Origin of the sequence: Acetobacter sp. DmW_043 (assembly GCF_002153485.1) — a bacterium.
GTDB lineage: Bacteria > Pseudomonadota > Alphaproteobacteria > Acetobacterales > Acetobacteraceae > Acetobacter > Acetobacter thailandicus.
Genome location: NZ_JOMN01000007.1, coordinates 20,860 through 39,105, shown reverse-complemented (window position 1 = coordinate 39,105; position 18,246 = coordinate 20,860). Strand labels below are relative to the sequence as shown.

Here is an 18,246-nt window from a genome sequence, read left to right as displayed (position 1 = left end):
GTCATGAAACGGCTCGATATTCGTGATTCAGGCTTTGAGGCCGGCTTCTCTTCTCTCCTTGCCTCACGCGAAGAACAAAGCGACAAGGTTAATGAACCCGTTGCTGCCATTCTCGCACAGGTACGCAGAGAAGGAGACACCGCGCTTTGCGCTCTGACCGAAAAATTCGATCGCCTGCCACTCACACCTGATAAGCTGGCTTTCACAGCAGACGAAATTGAGCAGGCATGCGCTGAAGTCAGCCCCGAACTGCTTGAGGCCCTCGACCTGGCAGCCACCCGTATTGAATCATTTCATAAAACTCAGCTCCCTAAAGATACCCGCTATACTGATGACGCAGGTATGACACTGGGCATGCGCTGGATTCCCCTTGATGCAGCCGGCCTGTATGTACCTGGCGGCAAGGCGGCCTACCCCTCATCAGTATTAATGAACGCCATCCCGGCACGGGTTGCAGGCGTACAACGCCTGGCAATGTGTGTGCCAACACCTGACGGTATAATTAACCCACTGGTTCTTGCCGCCGCACGACGCGCCGGCGTAACCGAAATTTACCGTGTGGGCGGAGCACAGGCAGTCGGAGCCATGGCATATGGCACACAGACAATCAGCCCGGTAGACCGCATTGTTGGCCCGGGCAACGCTTATGTGGCTGAAGCTAAACGTCAGGTGTTCGGGCATGTCGGCATTGATAGCATTGCCGGACCTTCTGACGTGGTGGTTATTGCCGACTCGAACACTGACCCGCGTCTGATTGCACTTGATCTGCTTGCACAGGCCGAACATGACGAAGAAGCTCAGGCGACTCTGATTACACCTGAAGCCTCTTTTGCTGACACTGTGACAGCCGCTGTTGAGGCCGAACTCAAAGTACTGACCCGCTCAGCTATTGCCAGCACCAGCTGGGAGCGTAACGGCGCTGTTCTTGTTGTACGCAACTTTGACGAAGCCATAGAACTGGCCAACCGCCTGGCCCCTGAACATCTTGAACTGATGGTCGATGACCCTGAGCCTCTGCTGGCTCGTGTACGCCACGCAGGCGCGGTTTTCCTTGGTCGTTACTGCCCTGAAGCTGTTGGAGATTATGTCGGCGGCCCCAACCATGTACTACCCACATCACGCACGGCACGCTTTGCCTCAGGCCTCTCTGTTTTCGACTTTATGAAACGCACAACTTTCCTGGCAGGCGGGCCTGAAGCCCTGAAACGCATCGGCCCTGCCGGGGTCGCTCTGGCCACCGCTGAAGGGCTTGAAGCACACGCTCTGAGCATCTCTGCCCGGCTTGATGCACTAACGAAAAATACACCTAACGCTTGACCGCAGGCTGGCACTCACCCATACCTGCACAACACAACCTTGATGAGACCCTAAAATGAACGAAGGATGCCATGTCTAAAGAGGACATGATTGAATTTAGCGGCACAGTCACCGAACTCCTGCCCAACGCAATGTTTCGTGTCAAACTTGACAACGAACACATGATTCTGGCCCACACCAGCGGCAAAATGCGCAAAAACCGCATTCGTGTTCTGGCGGGTGACAGGGTCAATGTTGAAATGACCCCCTATGACCTGAGCAAAGGTCGTATTACCTTCCGCTTCAAGTAAGCATCATGACAATGCCTGGGGCACCCGGCAGCGACAATGCAACACGCCCGGCTTTTGTCCTGGCATCAGCATCACCCCGCAGGCTGGACCTTCTGGCTCAGCTCGGGCTGGTGCCTGACCGTGTTTTGCCTGCCAGTATTGACGAAACACCCAGGCGTGATGAGCCGCCACGTCAGTATGTAAAGCGTATGGCTGATGAAAAAGCCCGGCGTGTGGCTGAGCAGCTCTCTGACCCGGCTTTAATTCTCGGGGCGGATACTGTTGTCACGCTCGGGCGGCGCATTTTGCCCAAAGCGGAAGACAGAGCTACAGCACGTCAGTGCCTGAGCATGCTCTCTGGTCGTCGTCATACTGTTATGACCGCAATCAGGCTTATGCCCTCTGCTGCCTGGCCTGAGGGACGCACCTGTGAGCGGGTAACAGAAACCGTTGTTACGTTCTCGCGTCTTTCTGATTATCAGATTGACGCATTACTTGATGCCGGCGACTGGGAGGGCAAAGCTGGTGGCTATGCTCTGCAGGGGCATGCCGCAGGCTTTATACGCTTTATCTCAGGCAGTGCTTCAGCCGTTATTGGCCTGCCACTGTTCGAGACAGCACAGCTGCTGCGTGGACAACCTGGCAACTGGCTGCCGTGACACAGCAACTTTACCTGGCTTACACGCCCGGAGAACTGCGCCTTGCTGTCGTTCAGGACGATGAACTCCTGGACTATACTCTCTGGCGACCTGATTTTCCCGACGGTGTGGGGGACCTGTATCACGGACGTATAGCGACACTTTTACCTGCTATGGGCGGTGCATTTGTCAATATCGGCCTGGGCGGGCAGCAAGGCTTTTTGTCTCTCTCTGGCAACCAGGCGCAGCTTACCGAAGGGCATAACCTGATTGTGCAGGTCACGCGCGCGGCCCTTGGCGGTAAAGGCCTGCGCCTGCGCCTGCCACAAGGCACACAGCCCGACCTGCCAGCCTCATCACAGCCAGGCCTTATAAGCCGCGGGCCAACCCCGCTTGAACGACTGGCTCAGCTCTGGCCACAGGCTGAGTTATGTGCTGACAGCCCTGAGGCCGCAGCGCTTATCCCACCAGCTTTACGTGACAGACGGCGCAGATTATTTCAGCCTGTACCAGCCAGCATCAATCAGGCATGTGATGCGCTGGCAGATACAATCGTCACACTCCCCGGCAGGATGAGTGCAAGCATTACTCCCACACCGGCACTCATCGCAATTGATATGGATGCCCCTCCCTCTGCTTCAGGGCAGACCAAGCAAACCGCCCAGTTTGCTGCTAACCGTGATGCCCTGCCTGCCTTACTGCACCAGATCAGGCTGCGAAACCTTTCCGGGGCTATTCTCATTGACCCGGCAGGTCTCGCTGTCAAAAAACGTCAGGCTTTGCTTGAACCTGTCAGAGCCATGCTTAAAGCTGACCCGCTACAGCCACGCTGCCTGGATATTACAGCGCTGGGGCTGATTGAAATTGTACGGGCCCGCATACATCCCTCATTACCTGAACTGCTTACCTCCCCTCAGGGGCGTGCTCTGGCAGCGCTGAGAGCTATGTGCAGCGAAGATGCAGCCCAGGCAACTCAACTGCGTGGCAGCCTGCGGCTGATTGCTATTCTTGAAACGATACCGCAGACTGTGGCTGACTGTGCCCGCCTGCGGGGTAAACCATTTACATTAAAATCTGATCCCTCTTTGCCCGACTTAAGCTGGAGAACAGACACAAATGACTAAAACTGCTACCTGCCCCATCTGCAAAGCGCCGGCAAACCATGAAACACGGCCTTTTTGTTCACGCCGCTGCGCTGACATTGACCTGGGCCGCTGGTTTAATGGCACTTACAGTATTCCTGTCCCGGCCGAACCTTCAGAAAAAAACGAAGAAAATTAACAGAAAGCGCATTTAGTCTCTTGATCATCTGAGCGGGGTGAGATACACCCCTCTCACGCTGTAAGGCTTACAGTGCCCAAGTAGCTCAGTTGGTAGAGCAAGCGACTGAAAATCGCTGTGTCGGTGGTTCGATTCCGCCCTTGGGCACCACTTTTTAAAGTGGTTTTAAGCCATCTCTCCAATAAAATCTTTAGTCTTTCAAACCCATCCATTTCGGGTGTTTACGTTCTATCCATTCGAGAATAACGCCGCTTGCCCGCCTTAAAAGGGGGGCATCATCTGAGAGCAGCAATAAGCCAAGGGGCAGCATCCATATGCCCAGCACAGGCAAAAACCATAAAAACCCACCAAGAATAAATAAAACACCAGCTGGAATACGGGTCCACTTTGCTTCAGAGCGGCGCAGGCGCGCTACATAATTCTGTATTTTTACAGGCAAACGCGCCAGAAGAAGCTGAAGACGCCGTTCGCGTTCATCTTCCTGGCCGGGAGATATAGTGCTCTGTGACATAACAGTGCTCCTCCTTCTTACTTACGGGTGTTTTTTATTCTGGCATATATTGATACTGCCAGCATTATACTATTGTGCATCTGACTTATCCTTCCGGACAGTCATCCCTTTTGCTTGACGCCCTCTGCCTTCTGTCATACGGGCGGAAACTTCCATACTGAGAAAATGCACAGGGAGACGACATTGCATATTCTGAGGCCATCAGGCGCCCGCCCTGGCTTTTACAGCGCGCTCACTTTATGCCTTTTCATGGCATTTGCAGCCCGCCTGCTGGTCGCCATTGTGTGGCCACAACCCTGGCGACCAGATGAAATTTTTCAGTATATGGAACCGGCACATAAACTGGCATTTGGAACCGGCATAACCACCTGGGAATGGCATGCCGGTATTCGCTCATGGCTGGTACCTGGTATTATCGCTCAGCTTATGAAAATCGGTGCAGCCTGTGGCATCACACAACAACTACTGTTTATCAGAGTCTGCACCGCTTTCTTTTCTTTGCCGGTTGTTATTGCTTTTTTCTGGTACGGCTGGCGCAATGGCGGCAGCGCAATGGCGTGGACACTCGGAGTCTCTGCTGCGTTCTGGCCTGACATTCTCAGCGGTGGCATTCGCACACTGGGGGAGTTTCTGGCTGGGAATGTTTTATGTGTGGGCGTTATCTGTCTTGTTGCATATCGCCAGGAAAGCACGACAAGAATCTGCTTTTTTCTGGCCGCTGTTTCAGGCTTTTGTTTAAGTCTGGCCGCTGCCGTCAGGTTTCAGATAGCCCCTGCTTCCGCCCTGGCGTTCCTCTTCCTGCTTCAAAAAGGCAAAATAAAACCATTTTTCATCGGCTGCCTCGCTGCTTTAATACCTGTTACTGCGCTTGGCCTGACAGATTATCTGACGCTGGAGCAGGCTTTTCAGTCTGTTTTCAGAAACTATCACTATAATCAGACACTGGGCGTTGCGAACAGCTTTGGCAAAAAATGGCCTGGCTATTATGTGCAAAAATATGCCCTGCTGTGGGGCGCTTTATTTCCTGCTCTGATTTTCTTTTGCATTAAAAGTGGCAAAGAGAGAAGAATACCCCTGCTGGTTGCTATTTTTATTGTTTTTTATCATTCTCTTATCCCACACAAAGAAGTCAGCTTTGTTTATTCTGCTATACCGCTTCTGGTCTTTTGTGCAGCCTGCGGATGCTATACGCATATTATCGCCAGGCTCAGCCCTGCAGCCATGCCTGTTGCAGGGCTGAGCCTCTTACTGCTCTTTGCTTTTTACAGCAGCTACACCCCTTATCTCTCACGCGGCAATTATGGCATCAGCTTTGAATTACAGGCGACACACCGGCATGATATTTGTGGCATCGGACTGCTGACAGACCCTCAGGCTGACACCTATCGGGAAATAGGTGCCGGGTATTCAGGGCTGACAAAACATATCCCTCTCTACCTGCTGACCTCACCTGAGGAAGTAAAAACAACACAGCAGCATTATAACTACCTTATTACCAGCACGTATGGAGAGAGTGGTTCTCCGGGAGCAGACTGGCAGCAGATAAAATGTAAAGAGGATTCTGTTTGCCTCTACCACCGCCCTTCAGGCTGTGACGGCGCCCCCGATTTTGAGCAGTTCTCACAAAAGCTGCATACTCTCAGTAAATAGCCGCTTACAGGCTGCTTACATAAGGATAACGGCTCTGCGTTCTGGACATCCGGCACAAGGCCGCATATCCCACTGATGTGCCCCTGCTTCTGGCACATCAGTTTCTGACAGCTCTTCACCTGGTTGCCGCATCATGACTCAGACCTCCACACCTCATCTTGTCCTTGTTGATGGCAGCGGTTTTATCTTCCGCGCGTTTCATGCCCTGCCACCAATGACCAGCCCGGCAGGTGTGCCGGTTAATGCTGTTTATGGCTTTACCAACATGCTCTCGCGCCTGCTGCGTGAACATGCAGGCAGCCACCTGGCTGTTATTTTTGATGCGGGCAGACACACCTTCCGTTCAGAAATATATCCGGCCTACAAAGCTCACCGCCCTGAAGCCCCCGAAGAGCTGCGCCCGCAATTTGCCCTGGTACGTGATGCAACCCGGGCATTCAATGTGCCGGGCATCGAATTACCAGGCTGGGAAGCCGATGACCTGATTGCCTCCTACGCCCGTGCCGTTCAGGCCATTGGCGGCACCTGCACTATTGTCTCATCCGACAAAGACCTGATGCAGCTTATTGGCAATGGCGTCAGCATGGTTGACCCCATGAAGCAACAGCCCATTGGTCTTGCCGAGGTTGAAAAAAAATTCGGCGTCACCCCGGATAAAGTGATTGATGTGCAGGCATTAATGGGTGACTCAAGCGATAACGTACCGGGAGTGCCAGGCATTGGCCCTAAAACGGCTTCTGCCCTGATTAATGAATTCGGCACACTCGAAGCTGTGCTCAGTGCTGCACCAGAGATGAAAAAATCCAAAAAGCGCGAAATGCTGATCGAGCATGCAAAGGCAGCCCGCATCTCACGCCGCCTGGTTGAACTGGCCTGTGACGTTCCCCTGCCTGTCGCTATTGACGAACTGACCGTAAAAGAACCTGAAAAAGAAACTCTGGCTGCCTGGCTTGAAAACATGGGCTTTCGCTCACTCATCAGCCGTATGGGTATGGCCACCTATGCCGGCACAGAAGCACACAGAGCAGCCCGCGCCACAGCTGAAGCATCAGTCAACCCGACAGAAGCTCAGGCCGACACCGGCATTTCTGAAACAGTTACCGCCCCCCCTTACAGCGGTTATGATACCGTACGAACAGCTGAAGCGCTTGAACGCTGGGTTGCCGCCGCGCGGGAGGCCGGCCTGTGCGCCGTTGACACAGAAACAGACGGCCTTGACCCGCTGAGTGCCGGTATAGTTGGCATCTCGCTGGCGACGGCACCTGGCAAAGCCTGTTACGTGCCCCTGCGCCACCAGGGCACCCTGGAAGAGCCTGCAGGCGAGCAGCTCAACCCGGATGATGCCATTACTCTGCTACGCCCGCTGATGGCCGACGCAAGCGTGCTGAAAATTTTTCAGAACGCCAAATTTGACCTGCTGGTCTTTGACCGTGCAGGCCTTGATTTTACAGACATCAGCCCGACTGATGACACGATGCTGCTCTCTTACGTGCAGTCCGCCGGCCTGCATGGGCAGGGAATGGATGAGCTGTCTGCCCTGCATCTGGGGCACAAGCCCATCAGCTATACAGACGTTACCGGCACAGGCCGCAATAAAATTCCTTTTGCTCAGGTGGCCGTCAGTAAAGCGACTGACTACGCGGCAGAGGATGCCGATGTCACACTTCGCCTGTGGTATGCGTTGCACCCTTCCATGCGTGCAAACCAGTGTCTTGCCCTGTATGAACAGATTGAACGACCACTCTCGCCCGTCCTGGCAGAGATGGAAAAAACCGGCATTGCCATTGATCGTGCAGCACTGAGCCGTTTGTCAGAAGATTTTGCAACCCGTATGGCAGTAATGGAGACAGATATTCACACGGAAGCAGGGCGTGAATTTAATGTCGCCTCACCACGTCAGCTGGGTGAAATTCTGTTTGACGAGATGGGCCTTAAAGGCGGTAAACGTGGCAAAGCCGGAGCATGGGGCACTGACTCCTCCGTATTGCAGGACCTGGTCGATCAGGGACATGCCCTGCCAGAGAAAGTACTGGCATGGCGCCAGCTGGCAAAACTAAAAAGTACCTATACCGATGCACTATTGCGTCAGGCTACCACAGACGACAGAGTGCACACCTCGTTTCAGATGGCAATTACCACCACAGGCCGCCTTTCTTCCAACGAGCCTAACCTGCAGAATATTCCCGTCCGCACAGAAGAAGGTACACGCATCCGGCAGGCCTTCATTGCGCCCAGAGGTAAAAAACTGATCTCAGCTGACTATTCGCAGATCGAGCTGCGCCTGCTGGCTGATGCCGCTGACATTCCTGCACTGCGGGAGGCCTTTACACAGGGACAGGATATTCACACCCGTACAGCCTCTGAGGTCTTTGGCATTCCGGCTGAAGAGATTGACTCCCTCACCCGGCGCAAAGCCAAAGCTATTAATTTCGGCATTATCTACGGCATTTCTGCTTTTGGTCTGTCAAAGCAGCTTGGCATCTCACCAGGTGAGGCCCGCACCTATATCGAGGCCTATTTTACACGCTATCCCGGTATCAGAGATTATATGGAGCGTATGCGCGAACAGGCCCGTGAACTGGGCTATGTACTGACCTCATTTGGCAGACGCTGCTACGTACCAGGAATTCACGATAAAAATGCAGCCCGCAGACAATATGCCGAACGTCAGGCCATTAACGCCCCGCTTCAGGGGGGGGCCGCTGACATTATCAAACGTGCCATGGTCCGCCTGCCCCGTGCCATAGCAGATGCAGGTTTGTCTGCACGCATGCTCCTTCAGGTGCATGATGAGCTTTTATTCGAAACCAGTGAGGATGAGGCACCGCGTGTTGCTGCCCTGGTGCGCGATATTATGGAAAACGCAGCACAGCTCTCTGTGCCGCTGGTTGTCGAAACAGGTATCGGAAATAACTGGGCAGAGGCACACTAACCCATGACCCCTAAAGATAAACGTGTACTCACCGTCACCCTTACTGTCCTGCTCGCGGCTGGCATTGCCACAGGGGCAGGTACTTTTCTTGCCATGCAGCATGGCGTCAAACTCAACAATTATGGCAATGAGGTGGGCGGCTCTTTTCGCCTGATGGACGCCTCAACCGGCTCAATGACTGACCTGATGTTTCGTGGTCGCTGGATGGTCGTGCTTTTTGGCGCAACCCACTGCACACAGGACGCCTGCGAGACCGCCCTGCGCAACATGTCAGAGGCCCTGAACAAGGTTGACCCTTACCGGCGCAATGCCTCGATTATTTTTGTCAGCCTCGACCCGCAGCGCGACAATGCCCCACGCCTGCATCAGTATACTGATGATATGGGCACACGTGTTGTAGCGGGCACAGCTTCACCTGAAGCTCTGGCTGAGCTTGCCCGCGAATATCATGCTCCTGTCGAAAAAGTATCAGACCCCGAATGGGGCTACACCATGAAGATGTCCCCCTCCTTCGTCGTCATGGACCCGGATGCCCACTATAAGGGCAGCATTGACGCCACGCTGGATGCCGGGGCAATGCAGGCACGTCTCGAACAAATTATGCATCCGGACGTAAAACAGTAAGCCTTTCGGCTTACTGCTCCAGCGTTTTTAAAATCAGTGCCGGCGTAAGAATCTGAGGCAGTGTCACCTCAGGCCCATGCGCCGGGCTGTATACATAAAGTGGCACACCATCACGCCCGTGCGCGCTCAGAAACGCACTGATCGCCGGATTATGATTGGTCCAGTCACCGCGCATTACTGTCACACCATATTTTGCAAAAGCCGCTCTGGTTGCCGGAATATCAAGCGCTATGCGCTCATTCACCAGACAGGTAATGCACCAGGCTGCTGACATATCAACAAACACTGGCTTACCCTGAGCTTTAAGTTCGTCAAAACGGGCCTGAGTAAAGGCTTCAACACCCTCTGGCAGGCCGGATGCACGGGCCTGGGATACGTTGCCACTGCTCTGGGCCAGTATGGGCAAAAGGCTGAGTGCCCCGACAAACACCACTATCGCCAGGCCATACACGCCATAAAGCCCGTGTGTCATACCACGCTGTATAAAACGTACCTGGGCAACGCCATACAACCAGGCTGAAAATGCCAGCATCACCAGCCCGCTCGCCAGCATGAGCACACTCTGCGCTCCGCCCTGTAGCGTAGCCACCCAGACCAGCCAGACGCAGGTTGCCAGAAGAGGAAAAGCCAGGAACTGACGCAGATACTGCATCCACGGCCCTGGTTTTGGCATTTTCGAGGCGAGACCAGGTACCAGGACAAGCAGCAGATATGGAGCTGCCAGCCCGAGCCCCATAGCCGCAAACACACTCAGCCCCGCCAGAGGCGGACCAGAAAGCGCACCGGCTATAGCCACGCCCATAAATGGTGCGGTGCAGGGAGATGCCACCACCGTTGCCAGAACGCCGGTCAGTACATCATGCATATAACCATGTTTGTGTGCGTTTAGCCCGCTCCCTGCTGAAACCGGCAGAAACTCAAAGACACCAAGCAGATTAAGAGACATAACAAACAAAAGCCATGTCATAGCCGTGACAAACACCGTTGACTGGAACTGAAAGCCCCAGCCAGCGGCACTCCCGGCTACACGCAGGCTCATAATCAACCCGCCCAGTGCCAGGAAGCTTACCATCACACCGGCGGCATAACAGGCTGCGCTGCCAATTTGTGCATGACGCTGACCATGCCCCATTTTTGCAACTGACAGAGCCTTCATCGCGAGCACAGGAAAAACACAGGGCATAAGGTTAAGGATCAACCCACCCAGCAGCGCAAAAGCGATTTCCTTCAGCAGGCCAGTATGCGCTGCTACTGCAGAGGGCGTGACTGCAGGGGCCTCACTTACCGTTATTGCCTGTGTCAGGGCACGCTGCGCACCATCCGCATCTTTAAGAACAAGCACACCAGATAATGAACGATGCCCCTTAAACTCTGGCAGCAGCGTGAGCTGAAGAAGCACATCTCCATTTTCAACTCTCAGTTTCTGCTCAGCAGGCTGGTTAATAAGGCCAGGCTGATCAGGCATGAACCAGGCCTCTTTCACCGATCTTTCTGAAAACTGACCACCACTGATTTTGAGCAATCCCTGCGGGGTCATTGTCGCAGTAAACGGTGATGGAACAGGGGTATTTTGTGCAGCGGCTTCAAACAAAGGTGCCTGCGCTGAAGGTGCGGGGGTACCAACCGGCAGCGTAAGTGTAAAATCTCCGCTTTCGGGCACACACAGACTGGCACAGACCAGCCAGTCCGCATGAGCCTTTACCTCAACCCGGTTCTGAACTGCGTCTCCTTTACGGAGAGTCAGCGATAAAGGCAGCACAACATCGCCGGTATAAGCGTACGACATCAGGGAGGAATCGGGAATACGCAGGGGCACAGGCCAGATAATAGTACTGGTCTTACCCTGCAACGCTCTCTGGGCTGCAACCTCTGTCGTAACGGCCTCACCGGCATCACCGGGGTTAAGCCAGTATGTATGCCAGCCCGGGCTGAGCTGCAGGCGTAGTGCAACATGCAGGGGGCTCTGCTCGTCTGCTGCATCTGACGCGGTAATGAGCGTTGCAACCGTGTGGTCTGTCCGCACTGTGTTGCTCTGAGCCGCCAGGGCCACATGTGCTGGCACCATCATCGTCAGACACAAAACAAAAAAAACAGACGTTACACGTGATAACACTCTGATCTTTTCTGAAAGAAAGGATAAAGCACTCATGAATTCTTTGCGGTTATGACAATTCATGTCCAAATACTTTCAGGTCTGTTCTCTCGTCATAAAGCTTTTCAGCATAGAAAAACTCTTCTTCTGAAAGCTTATTTTTGAAAAAAATCGTTGCAAACTATCTATGCGTTAATGAGAGGTCAACATTACACACTGAAAAATCAGACATTTTGCGGAAAAATATCCTTTTCCTTCGTTTATTACTTTCTTTTCGTTTTAAAAACGGAAATTATAATCCAGGCCCCCTCTTTTAACAGCCAGACCGGAGTATGACATCAGGTGCTGAGATGCCTTACTTTTGCCGCTCGCATGAATTTCCTGCGTGCATCCACTCTCGCTGTTATCGCACAGACACTGTCAGTCAGCGTGGTTATTCTGTCTCCTGCCGTTGCTATGGCACAAAACGACTCACAAACACCTCCCCTGCCACATTCAGGGGGCACACTGCGTATGGTGGCCCAGAGTTCAGGCGGCACGCTCGACCCTCAGATCTCCTATATGGCACTGACGCGGCAATTCGAAACCCCTGTTTATGACACACTCCTTGCCTACCCAAAATTTGCGGGTGCACGGGCAGTGCCCGTAATCGCCAGCCTGGCGGAAAACGTACCACAACCTGAAGATGGCGGGCTGACATATCGTATTACCCTGCGCAAAGGTATCCGGTTTTCTAACGGGCATGAACTGAATACTGAAGATGTTGCAGCGTCTTTCCGCCGTATTTTTAAAGCCGGCAGTCCGACAGCTGGTCCGTATTACAGCCACCTCAAGGGGGCAAAAGAATGCCTTGCTGACCCCGCGCACTGCACGCTGAAAGAAGGGATAACAACAGACCCCGCCAGCCGCACAGTAACCTTCCACCTCGACACACCTGACCCGGAATTCCTCCCCAGACTGGCCTGGTCGCATTCGGCCATTCTGCCCGCTGATACACCAGCCTCTGACACAGGTAACACTGCCCCTCCGGGTACAGGGCCGTATCGTATCACAGGGTATGACCCAACACGTTTTCTGCGCATGGAGCGCAACCCCTATTTTCATGAGTGGGCGCATGATGCCCAGCCAGTCGGCTATCCTGATATTATTGAAGCCACATTTGGTCTTGACCAGGAGTCAGAGCTAACGGCTGTCGAAAATGGTCAGTTTGACTGGATGTATGAGAGCATTCCCCTTGACCGGCTGGGTGAGGCAGGTGACCACTTTGCAGGCCAGGTGCAAATATATAGCCAGCTTCTTTATTACTATGCCGCTCTTAACACCACACTACCGCCCTTTGACAACCTGAAAGCCAGACAGGCGCTCAATTATGCCGTGAACCGCCACGCCATGGTTATTTATCACGGTGGCCCTGCTGTCGCGACGCCAATATGCCAGCTCATCCCCTCCGGAGCACCCGGCTTTGACTCGTCATGTGCCTACACAAAGGGGGCTTCACCAGAGCACCCGGCGGCAGAATGGAAGGCACCCGACCTGGAAAAAGCACGTCAGCTTGTGAGGGAAAGCGGTACAGCCGGGCAAAAAATCACGGTCGTCGCACCACTTGACGGGCGCTACGGCGCTATGGCGACAGAGCTGCGTAATACACTGGCTCAACTGGGATATGACGCTTCAGTACGCAGCATGACCCAGGCCGTACAGTTTTCCTATATTCAGAATAGTGACAACCGTGTGCAGGTTGCCCTGACAGGCTGGCAGGCTGACTACCCCTCTGCCTCGTCCTTTTTGCAAACTTTATATTCGTGCGCCACCATTCACCCCCATTCAGACAACTCCCTCAATGTCTCAGCTTATTGCAACCCGGACATTGATGCGCTCATGGATCAGTCTGCCATGCTGGCACTGAAAGACTATGACGCGAGCAATGCCTCATGGGCCAGGGCTGACCGTGCTCTGATGGCGCAGGCTCCCTCCGTACCACTGGTACAGATCAGACGCGTAACCCTGCTGGCAAAACGCGTTCACAATGCCATTGCCACCCTTAATGATGACCTTCTGCTCTCTCAGCTTCAGATCAAATGACCACTGACCTTCACACTCCTGCTTCTCCGGCTCCCTCTGTCAGCCTGTGGCGACAGGCCGCCCGCACCCTTCTGGCTGATAAAGGCAGCATGACAGCCCTTGCTGTTTTGTGCATCATGGTGCTCGCCTGCCTTCTGGCACCACTTTATGCGCACTATGTAGCTCATACTGATGCCTTTGCCTCAAACGTTGCGGGCAGTATTGTCCTTAACGGGCATGAGGTGGATATCATGCAACCTAATGATAACCCGCTTCATCTGGGTCTCAGCCCTATTGGGCCAACAGGTCACACAGCTTATCTGCTGGGGGCGGACAGCCAGGGCCGCGATATTGCCGCACGCCTGCTGTATGGTGGCAGAAACTCCCTGATGATTTCGGCCTGTGCCGCTGTTCTGTGTCTGTTTTTATCTACCCTCGTGGGTGTCACAGCCGGCTATTTTGGCGGTATCACTGACAGTATTTTGTCACGACTGATGGATATTATGTGGGCTGTACCGGTTTATCTGTTTGCTATTTCCCTCTCCATCATCACGGTCAGGCACGGGCTGCAAATTGGCCCTTTTACGATTGAAGCCGATAACCTGCTTATTCCCATCATCATTATTGCACTGGTTTATGTCCCTTATGCCGCGCGCCCTGTACGCGGACGGGTTATGGTGCTGCGACAGGCTGAGTTTGTCACAGCAGCACGCTGCCTTGGTGTGCCTCAGTGGCGTGTGCTCCTGTTTGATATTCTGCCCAATGTGCTGATCACTCTGGTTGTGCTTGGCCCGCTCCTCATGGCGCTGTCTTTACTGGCTGAGAGCGCCCTCTCCTTCCTGTCACTTGGTGTACAGGCTCCCGCTGCCTCATGGGGAACCATGATTCAGGATGGGGAAGGACTGATTTACTCCCGCCCTGTCGTTGCCATTGCTCCGGGCCTTGCGATTGTTTTTGTTGTTCTTGCCCTCAACATTCTGGGTGATGGCCTGCGAGACGCCCTGGACATTCGCAACGCCACACGCCGTTCGCGCTGAAGGAGGAAAACTCTATGCTCTCAGCTTTTCTCCGCAGGGTCGGGCAGACGCTTATCGTCCTGTTTGGTATTTCCATTCTGGTATTTCTGGTCTTTTTTGCAACGCCCGGAGCTGACCCGACGGCACGCATTGCAGGACGCAATGCCTCCCCCCAGACGATGGAAAAAGTACGACATGAATACGGCTTTGATCGTCCTCTGCCGTTTCAGTACGCCACCATGATGAAAAAACTCTTCATCACCCGGGATCTGACCTCTTATGCTAATCGTGGTGAACAGGTTGTACCTGAAATTATTCAGGCAGCCCCTGTTACCCTCTCCCTGGTCTGTGGCAGTGCTGTCATCTGGCTTATCGTCTCAGTGGCAATGGGCACACTGGCCGCAGCCATGAAAGGAAGCTGGGTTGACCGCACTCTGATAATGCTCGGCCTTGTCGGTATTTCTATGCCTGTTTTCTGGCTGGGCCAGGTTGCCAACCTGATTTCACTCAGCCGCTATCATGACACATGGCTGTTCTCATGGGTGCCCGGACCAGGTTATGTGCCGCTGACGCAAAACCCCCTGGCATGGTTTAAAGCTCTGGTTATTCCCTGGTGTGTGCTGGCCGTTATGTTTATTGGCATTTACAGCCGTATATTAAGGGCTGACCTTGTCGCTCTGGCACAGGAAGATTTTATGCGCACAGCACGCGCCAAAGGTCTTTCGCCAGCCCGCATCCTGGTTTTTCATGGTCTGCGCACCTCAGCCATTACCTACGTATCGCTCTTTGGTCTTGATTTTGCACAGCTGCTGGGTGGTGGTGCCCTGCTGACAGAAGTCGTGTTTGGTCTGCCTGGTGTGGGCCGCCTGACATATCAGGCTCTGACGAACCTCGACCTGCCCCTCATTATGGCAACGGTGATGTATTCAGCCACCTTTGTCGTTCTTGCCAATGCTGTTGTCGATATTCTTTATATTCTCCTTGACCCCAGAGTGCGTGATGGCCGTTAATTTTTCCCCCTCCACATCTCAGCCCCTGCTGGAAGTTAAAGACCTGTGTGTCAGCATTCCCTCACACGGGCGCTCTGTAGCCCTCATTGAGCATATTTCCTTCACGCTCAGAGAACGCGAAATTCTCGGCCTGGTTGGCGAATCAGGCTCTGGCAAATCCGTTACAGCTACCGCCATTATGGGGCTGCTTGATACGCCAGGACTGAAAATTACTGGCTCTGTACGCTTTAGGGGGCAGGAACTGGTTGGTCTCTCAGCCAGGAAAATGCGCGCCATTCGCGGGCGTGACATTGCCATGATTTTTCAGGACCCAATGACTGCCTTCACCCCTGTTTATACTGTGGGCTGGCAAATTGATGAGCAGATTATGGCGCATGAGCGCCTCTCCCGCAAACAGGCCCGCGAACGCACCGTGCAACTCCTCGCCGAAATGGGCGTGCCTGACCCGACACGCACAGCAAACCGTTACCCCCATCAGTTATCCGGTGGGCTGCGCCAGCGGGCTGTGATTGCCATGGCCTTATCGTGTAACCCCACACTCCTGATTGCTGACGAACCAACAACAGCTCTTGATGTCACAGTACAGGCGCAGATACTCGAACTCATCAGCACATTACGTGACACACACGGGTCATCTGTTCTGCTCATTACGCATGACATGGGCGTCGTGGCAGAAACATGTGATTCCGTTATGGTACTCTATTCCGGACGCATCGCCGAGACAGGGCTGGCCGAAGCACTTTTTGCTCACCCCAGGCACCCTTATACAACAGCTCTGCTTAACTCCATTCCTCCTTTTTATGGTGAACGCCCCCACAGACTACCCGCTATTGCAGGCACACCACCCGCCCCGCACGAGCGACCCGCAGGCTGTGCCTTCTCACCACGCTGCCACGATGCACAGACAATCTGCTCGACTATTCCACCTCTCTCCCCTGCAGGAAATGGTCAGCAGGCTGCATGCTTTTTCTCCACTTCAGGCCAGCAGGAACACTAGAAATGTCGATACCTGCACCAGACATAACCAAAACCCTTCTTGAAGTGCGCCACCTGCACAAGACATATCAGCTGCCAGGCAGAAAAACGCTGAAAGCCGTTGATGATATCTCCTTCTCGGTCAGGCAGGGTGAAGTGCTTGGGCTGGTTGGCGAGTCAGGGTGCGGCAAATCAACCCTTGGCCGCTGCCTGCTGCGCCTGCTGCCTGCATCATCTGGCAGTATTTTATTTGATGGACAGGACATCACCCGGCTTTCAGAAAGAAAATTACGCCCTCTGCGTCAGAGACTTCAGATGGTTTTTCAGGATTCATCAGCCTCCCTGAATCCACGCCGCCGTATTGGCGACCTGCTGGCTGAACCGCTGCGTGTGCATGCTGACCCGATAAACGGCAAACGCACGGCAGATATGATAACTGCCCGCCTAACAGAATTACTTGATCTTGTCGGGCTGCCCCGCTCTGCACTTGAGCGCTACCCTCACGAATTTTCGGGCGGACAAAAGCAGCGTATTAACATTGCCCGCGCCCTTACCCTTTCACCACAGTTAATTGTTGCTGATGAACCTGTCTCTGCCCTTGATGTCTCAGTTCAGGCTCAGATTATTAATCTTTTCGCAGACCTGCAGGACCAGCTCGGCCTGACATATGTTTTTATTTCTCACGATCTCTCGGTCGTCAGACAAATATCAACGCGTGTTGCCGTGATGTATCTCGGCTCGATTGTAGAAATAGGTGAAACAGACACCGTTCTTCACACGCCGGCTCACCCTTACACCAGCATGCTGACACAGGCGATCCCTCACCCCACAAAAGGAAAAACAGGGCTACCTGCCATTACAGGGGATATTCCAAGCCCGGTTTCACGCCCTTCAGGCTGCCATTTTCACCCTCGCTGCCCTTATGCACAGGCCATCTGCCGCGAAAAAGCACCTGCTTTAGAAAACGTAAAACCCTCCCATATGGTGTCGTGTCACTTTCCTCTGGTTGCATTACAAAAAATTTATGTATAAAAGTTAATTTTAATAAATACATAATTTTGGCCGCTCACCATGAAATTTGCAGATATCATTTTAATTCATATAAAATTTTTTCTTTCCCTGATCGTATTCGGATTACTTTTTATAATCATGGATGCCGGATCATTTTTGATTAATTTATTTTTGCCTGACACGCCATTCCGGCGCTGTCTGGGGCGTAAATGGCTGGCCATTATGTCAGGCGCAGGTGTTCGCTACCTCATTAAATCAAAGCTCTTTACATGCGATTTCGATGAAATAGAAAAAATTAAAAAAGAAAAAAACCTGATTATTATTTCCAACCATCCCTCCCGCATGGATGGTATGATTCTGGCCTCCTTACTACCCAATGCCATCGCAGTGACAAAAAGCTCTATATGGAAACGCTACGCCATGGGCATGACACTGCGCACGGCAGGCTACCTTGAAATTAAACCGTTAAATAAACTTTTCCCTGAAATTCAACGCTCATTCGACGAAAGCGCGCAACTTTTACTATTCCCGGAAGGAACGCGCTCTAAACCTGGTGAAAAAACAGGTACATTTCAGGGGGGCTTTGCCATCATAGCGCAGCGCACCGGCAAACCTGTTCAACCGGTTATTATTGAATCTGCCTCTCCATACCTCTCACAAGGCTGGCCGTTCTATAAGCTTCCACCAGTACCTATGGTATTTAAAGCACGGCTTGGCCCACGGCTTGAAGCTCCTGAACGGGGACCTGGCAACGTAACCAGCCTGGTAAGAACTGCTGAGAAAATTTTCACTTCATAAAAATAAAGCCAGGGACTGACATTTGTGCACCTGGCTTTGTTTTATTAAAATATTGAAGTCA

General features: G+C 53.2%; 16 protein-coding genes and 1 tRNA gene. 15 read left to right on the top strand and 2 right to left on the bottom strand.

What is annotated here, in order from left to right; all coding sequences use genetic code 11:
* Positions 1-3: 3 nt before the first annotated feature.
* The 6 genes from hisD (at position 4) to HK11_RS01795 (ending at position 3,655) form a co-directional block, all read left to right on the top strand.
* Positions 4-1,317: a histidinol dehydrogenase gene (hisD, locus tag HK11_RS01820; RefSeq protein WP_086553640.1), complete on the top strand. Its 1,314-nt coding sequence runs from the start codon at positions 4-6 to the stop codon at positions 1,315-1,317.
* Positions 1,318-1,388: 71 nt separating this feature from the next.
* Positions 1,389-1,607, top strand: a complete 219-nt coding sequence (gene infA, locus HK11_RS01815) for a translation initiation factor IF-1 (RefSeq protein ID WP_003622234.1) — start codon at positions 1,389-1,391, stop codon at positions 1,605-1,607.
* A gap of 5 nt (positions 1,608-1,612) precedes the next feature.
* A complete protein-coding gene (locus tag HK11_RS01810) occupies positions 1,613-2,245 on the top strand; it encodes a nucleoside triphosphate pyrophosphatase (protein ID WP_086553639.1) in 633 nt (210 codons plus the stop codon).
* Positions 2,242-3,348, top strand: coding sequence for a ribonuclease E/G (locus HK11_RS01805; protein ID WP_086553638.1), 1,107 nt, complete (start codon positions 2,242-2,244; stop codon positions 3,346-3,348). Before HK11_RS01810 ends, HK11_RS01805 begins: the two co-directional genes overlap by 4 nt.
* Positions 3,341-3,505 carry a DNA gyrase inhibitor YacG gene (locus tag HK11_RS01800; protein ID WP_086553637.1) on the top strand — a complete coding sequence of 55 codons (165 nt, stop codon included), beginning with the start codon at positions 3,341-3,343 and terminating at the stop codon, positions 3,503-3,505. Before HK11_RS01805 ends, HK11_RS01800 begins: the two co-directional genes overlap by 8 nt.
* Before the next feature lie 74 nt (positions 3,506-3,579).
* A tRNA-Phe gene (locus HK11_RS01795) sits at positions 3,580-3,655 on the top strand.
* Positions 3,656-3,695: 40 nt separating this feature from the next.
* On the opposite strand, the gene HK11_RS01790 is transcribed toward HK11_RS01795, so the two are convergent.
* A complete protein-coding gene (locus HK11_RS01790) occupies positions 3,696-4,016 on the bottom strand; it encodes a hypothetical protein (protein ID WP_086553636.1) in 321 nt (106 codons plus the stop codon).
* Positions 4,017-4,199: 183 nt separating this feature from the next.
* Here HK11_RS01790 and HK11_RS01785 point away from each other — a divergent pair, with 183 nt between their 5' ends.
* From HK11_RS01785 to HK11_RS01775, 3 genes are all read left to right on the top strand, one after another.
* Positions 4,200-5,666: a hypothetical protein gene (locus HK11_RS01785; protein ID WP_158092775.1), complete on the top strand. Its 1,467-nt coding sequence runs from the start codon at positions 4,200-4,202 to the stop codon at positions 5,664-5,666.
* A gap of 133 nt (positions 5,667-5,799) precedes the next feature.
* Positions 5,800-8,598: a DNA polymerase I gene (gene polA, locus HK11_RS01780; protein ID WP_086553634.1), complete on the top strand. Its 2,799-nt coding sequence runs from the start codon at positions 5,800-5,802 to the stop codon at positions 8,596-8,598.
* 3 nt (positions 8,599-8,601) lie between these two features.
* Positions 8,602-9,222: an SCO family protein gene (locus HK11_RS01775; RefSeq protein ID WP_086553633.1), complete on the top strand. Its 621-nt coding sequence runs from the start codon at positions 8,602-8,604 to the stop codon at positions 9,220-9,222.
* A gap of 10 nt (positions 9,223-9,232) precedes the next feature.
* Here HK11_RS01775 and HK11_RS01770 read toward each other — a convergent pair whose 3' ends face one another.
* On the bottom strand, positions 9,233-11,371 hold the full coding sequence (locus HK11_RS01770) for a protein-disulfide reductase DsbD (protein WP_198943207.1): 2,139 nt from the start codon (positions 11,369-11,371) through the stop codon (positions 9,233-9,235).
* A 399-nt stretch (positions 11,372-11,770) separates the two neighbouring features.
* Here HK11_RS01770 and HK11_RS01765 point away from each other — a divergent pair, with 399 nt between their 5' ends.
* From HK11_RS01765 to HK11_RS01740, 6 genes are read left to right on the top strand one after another with little or no spacing between them, the layout of a single operon-like run.
* Complete coding sequence (locus HK11_RS01765; RefSeq protein WP_086553708.1) at positions 11,771-13,396, top strand: ABC transporter substrate-binding protein; 1,626 nt, start codon at positions 11,771-11,773, stop codon at positions 13,394-13,396.
* Positions 13,393-14,412 (top strand): ABC transporter permease, encoded by a 1,020-nt coding sequence (locus tag HK11_RS01760; protein ID WP_086553632.1) that lies wholly within the window; start codon positions 13,393-13,395, stop codon positions 14,410-14,412. The genes HK11_RS01765 and HK11_RS01760 overlap by 4 nt, the downstream gene beginning before the upstream one ends.
* Positions 14,413-14,426: 14 nt before the next feature.
* Positions 14,427-15,401 (top strand): ABC transporter permease, encoded by a 975-nt coding sequence (locus tag HK11_RS01755; protein WP_086553631.1) that lies wholly within the window; start codon positions 14,427-14,429, stop codon positions 15,399-15,401.
* A complete protein-coding gene (locus HK11_RS01750) occupies positions 15,391-16,398 on the top strand; it encodes an ABC transporter ATP-binding protein (RefSeq protein WP_086553630.1) in 1,008 nt (335 codons plus the stop codon). Before HK11_RS01755 ends, HK11_RS01750 begins: the two co-directional genes overlap by 11 nt.
* Positions 16,399-16,406: 8 nt before the next feature.
* Entirely contained in the window at positions 16,407-17,408 is a 1,002-nt protein-coding gene (locus HK11_RS01745; RefSeq protein WP_369822904.1) for an ABC transporter ATP-binding protein, read from the top strand.
* Positions 17,409-17,447: 39 nt separating this feature from the next.
* Positions 17,448-18,185 carry a 1-acyl-sn-glycerol-3-phosphate acyltransferase gene (locus HK11_RS01740; protein ID WP_086553628.1) on the top strand — a complete coding sequence of 246 codons (738 nt, stop codon included), beginning with the start codon at positions 17,448-17,450 and terminating at the stop codon, positions 18,183-18,185.
* The last annotated feature ends 61 nt before the right edge of the window (positions 18,186-18,246 follow it).

What these genes read in the sequence shown, in the direction of transcription:
- hisD (WP_086553640.1), top strand. Translation starts at nt 4, where the DNA reads ATGAAACGGCTCGATATTCGTGATTCAGGCTTTGAGGCCGGCTTCTCT.
- infA (WP_003622234.1), top strand. Translation starts at nt 1,389, where the DNA reads ATGTCTAAAGAGGACATGATTGAATTTAGCGGCACAGTCACCGAACTC.
- HK11_RS01810 (WP_086553639.1), top strand. Translation starts at nt 1,613, where the DNA reads ATGACAATGCCTGGGGCACCCGGCAGCGACAATGCAACACGCCCGGCT.
- HK11_RS01800 (WP_086553637.1), top strand. Translation starts at nt 3,341, where the DNA reads ATGACTAAAACTGCTACCTGCCCCATCTGCAAAGCGCCGGCAAACCAT.
- HK11_RS01790 (WP_086553636.1), bottom strand. Translation starts at nt 4,016, where the DNA reads ATGTCACAGAGCACTATATCTCCCGGCCAGGAAGATGAACGCGAACGG.
- polA (WP_086553634.1), top strand. Translation starts at nt 5,800, where the DNA reads ATGACTCAGACCTCCACACCTCATCTTGTCCTTGTTGATGGCAGCGGT.
- HK11_RS01775 (WP_086553633.1), top strand. Translation starts at nt 8,602, where the DNA reads ATGACCCCTAAAGATAAACGTGTACTCACCGTCACCCTTACTGTCCTG.
- HK11_RS01770 (WP_198943207.1), bottom strand. Translation starts at nt 11,371, where the DNA reads ATGAGTGCTTTATCCTTTCTTTCAGAAAAGATCAGAGTGTTATCACGT.
- HK11_RS01765 (WP_086553708.1), top strand. Translation starts at nt 11,771, where the DNA reads ATGGCACAAAACGACTCACAAACACCTCCCCTGCCACATTCAGGGGGC.
- HK11_RS01760 (WP_086553632.1), top strand. Translation starts at nt 13,393, where the DNA reads ATGACCACTGACCTTCACACTCCTGCTTCTCCGGCTCCCTCTGTCAGC.
- HK11_RS01755 (WP_086553631.1), top strand. Translation starts at nt 14,427, where the DNA reads ATGCTCTCAGCTTTTCTCCGCAGGGTCGGGCAGACGCTTATCGTCCTG.
- HK11_RS01750 (WP_086553630.1), top strand. Translation starts at nt 15,391, where the DNA reads ATGGCCGTTAATTTTTCCCCCTCCACATCTCAGCCCCTGCTGGAAGTT.
- HK11_RS01740 (WP_086553628.1), top strand. Translation starts at nt 17,448, where the DNA reads ATGAAATTTGCAGATATCATTTTAATTCATATAAAATTTTTTCTTTCC.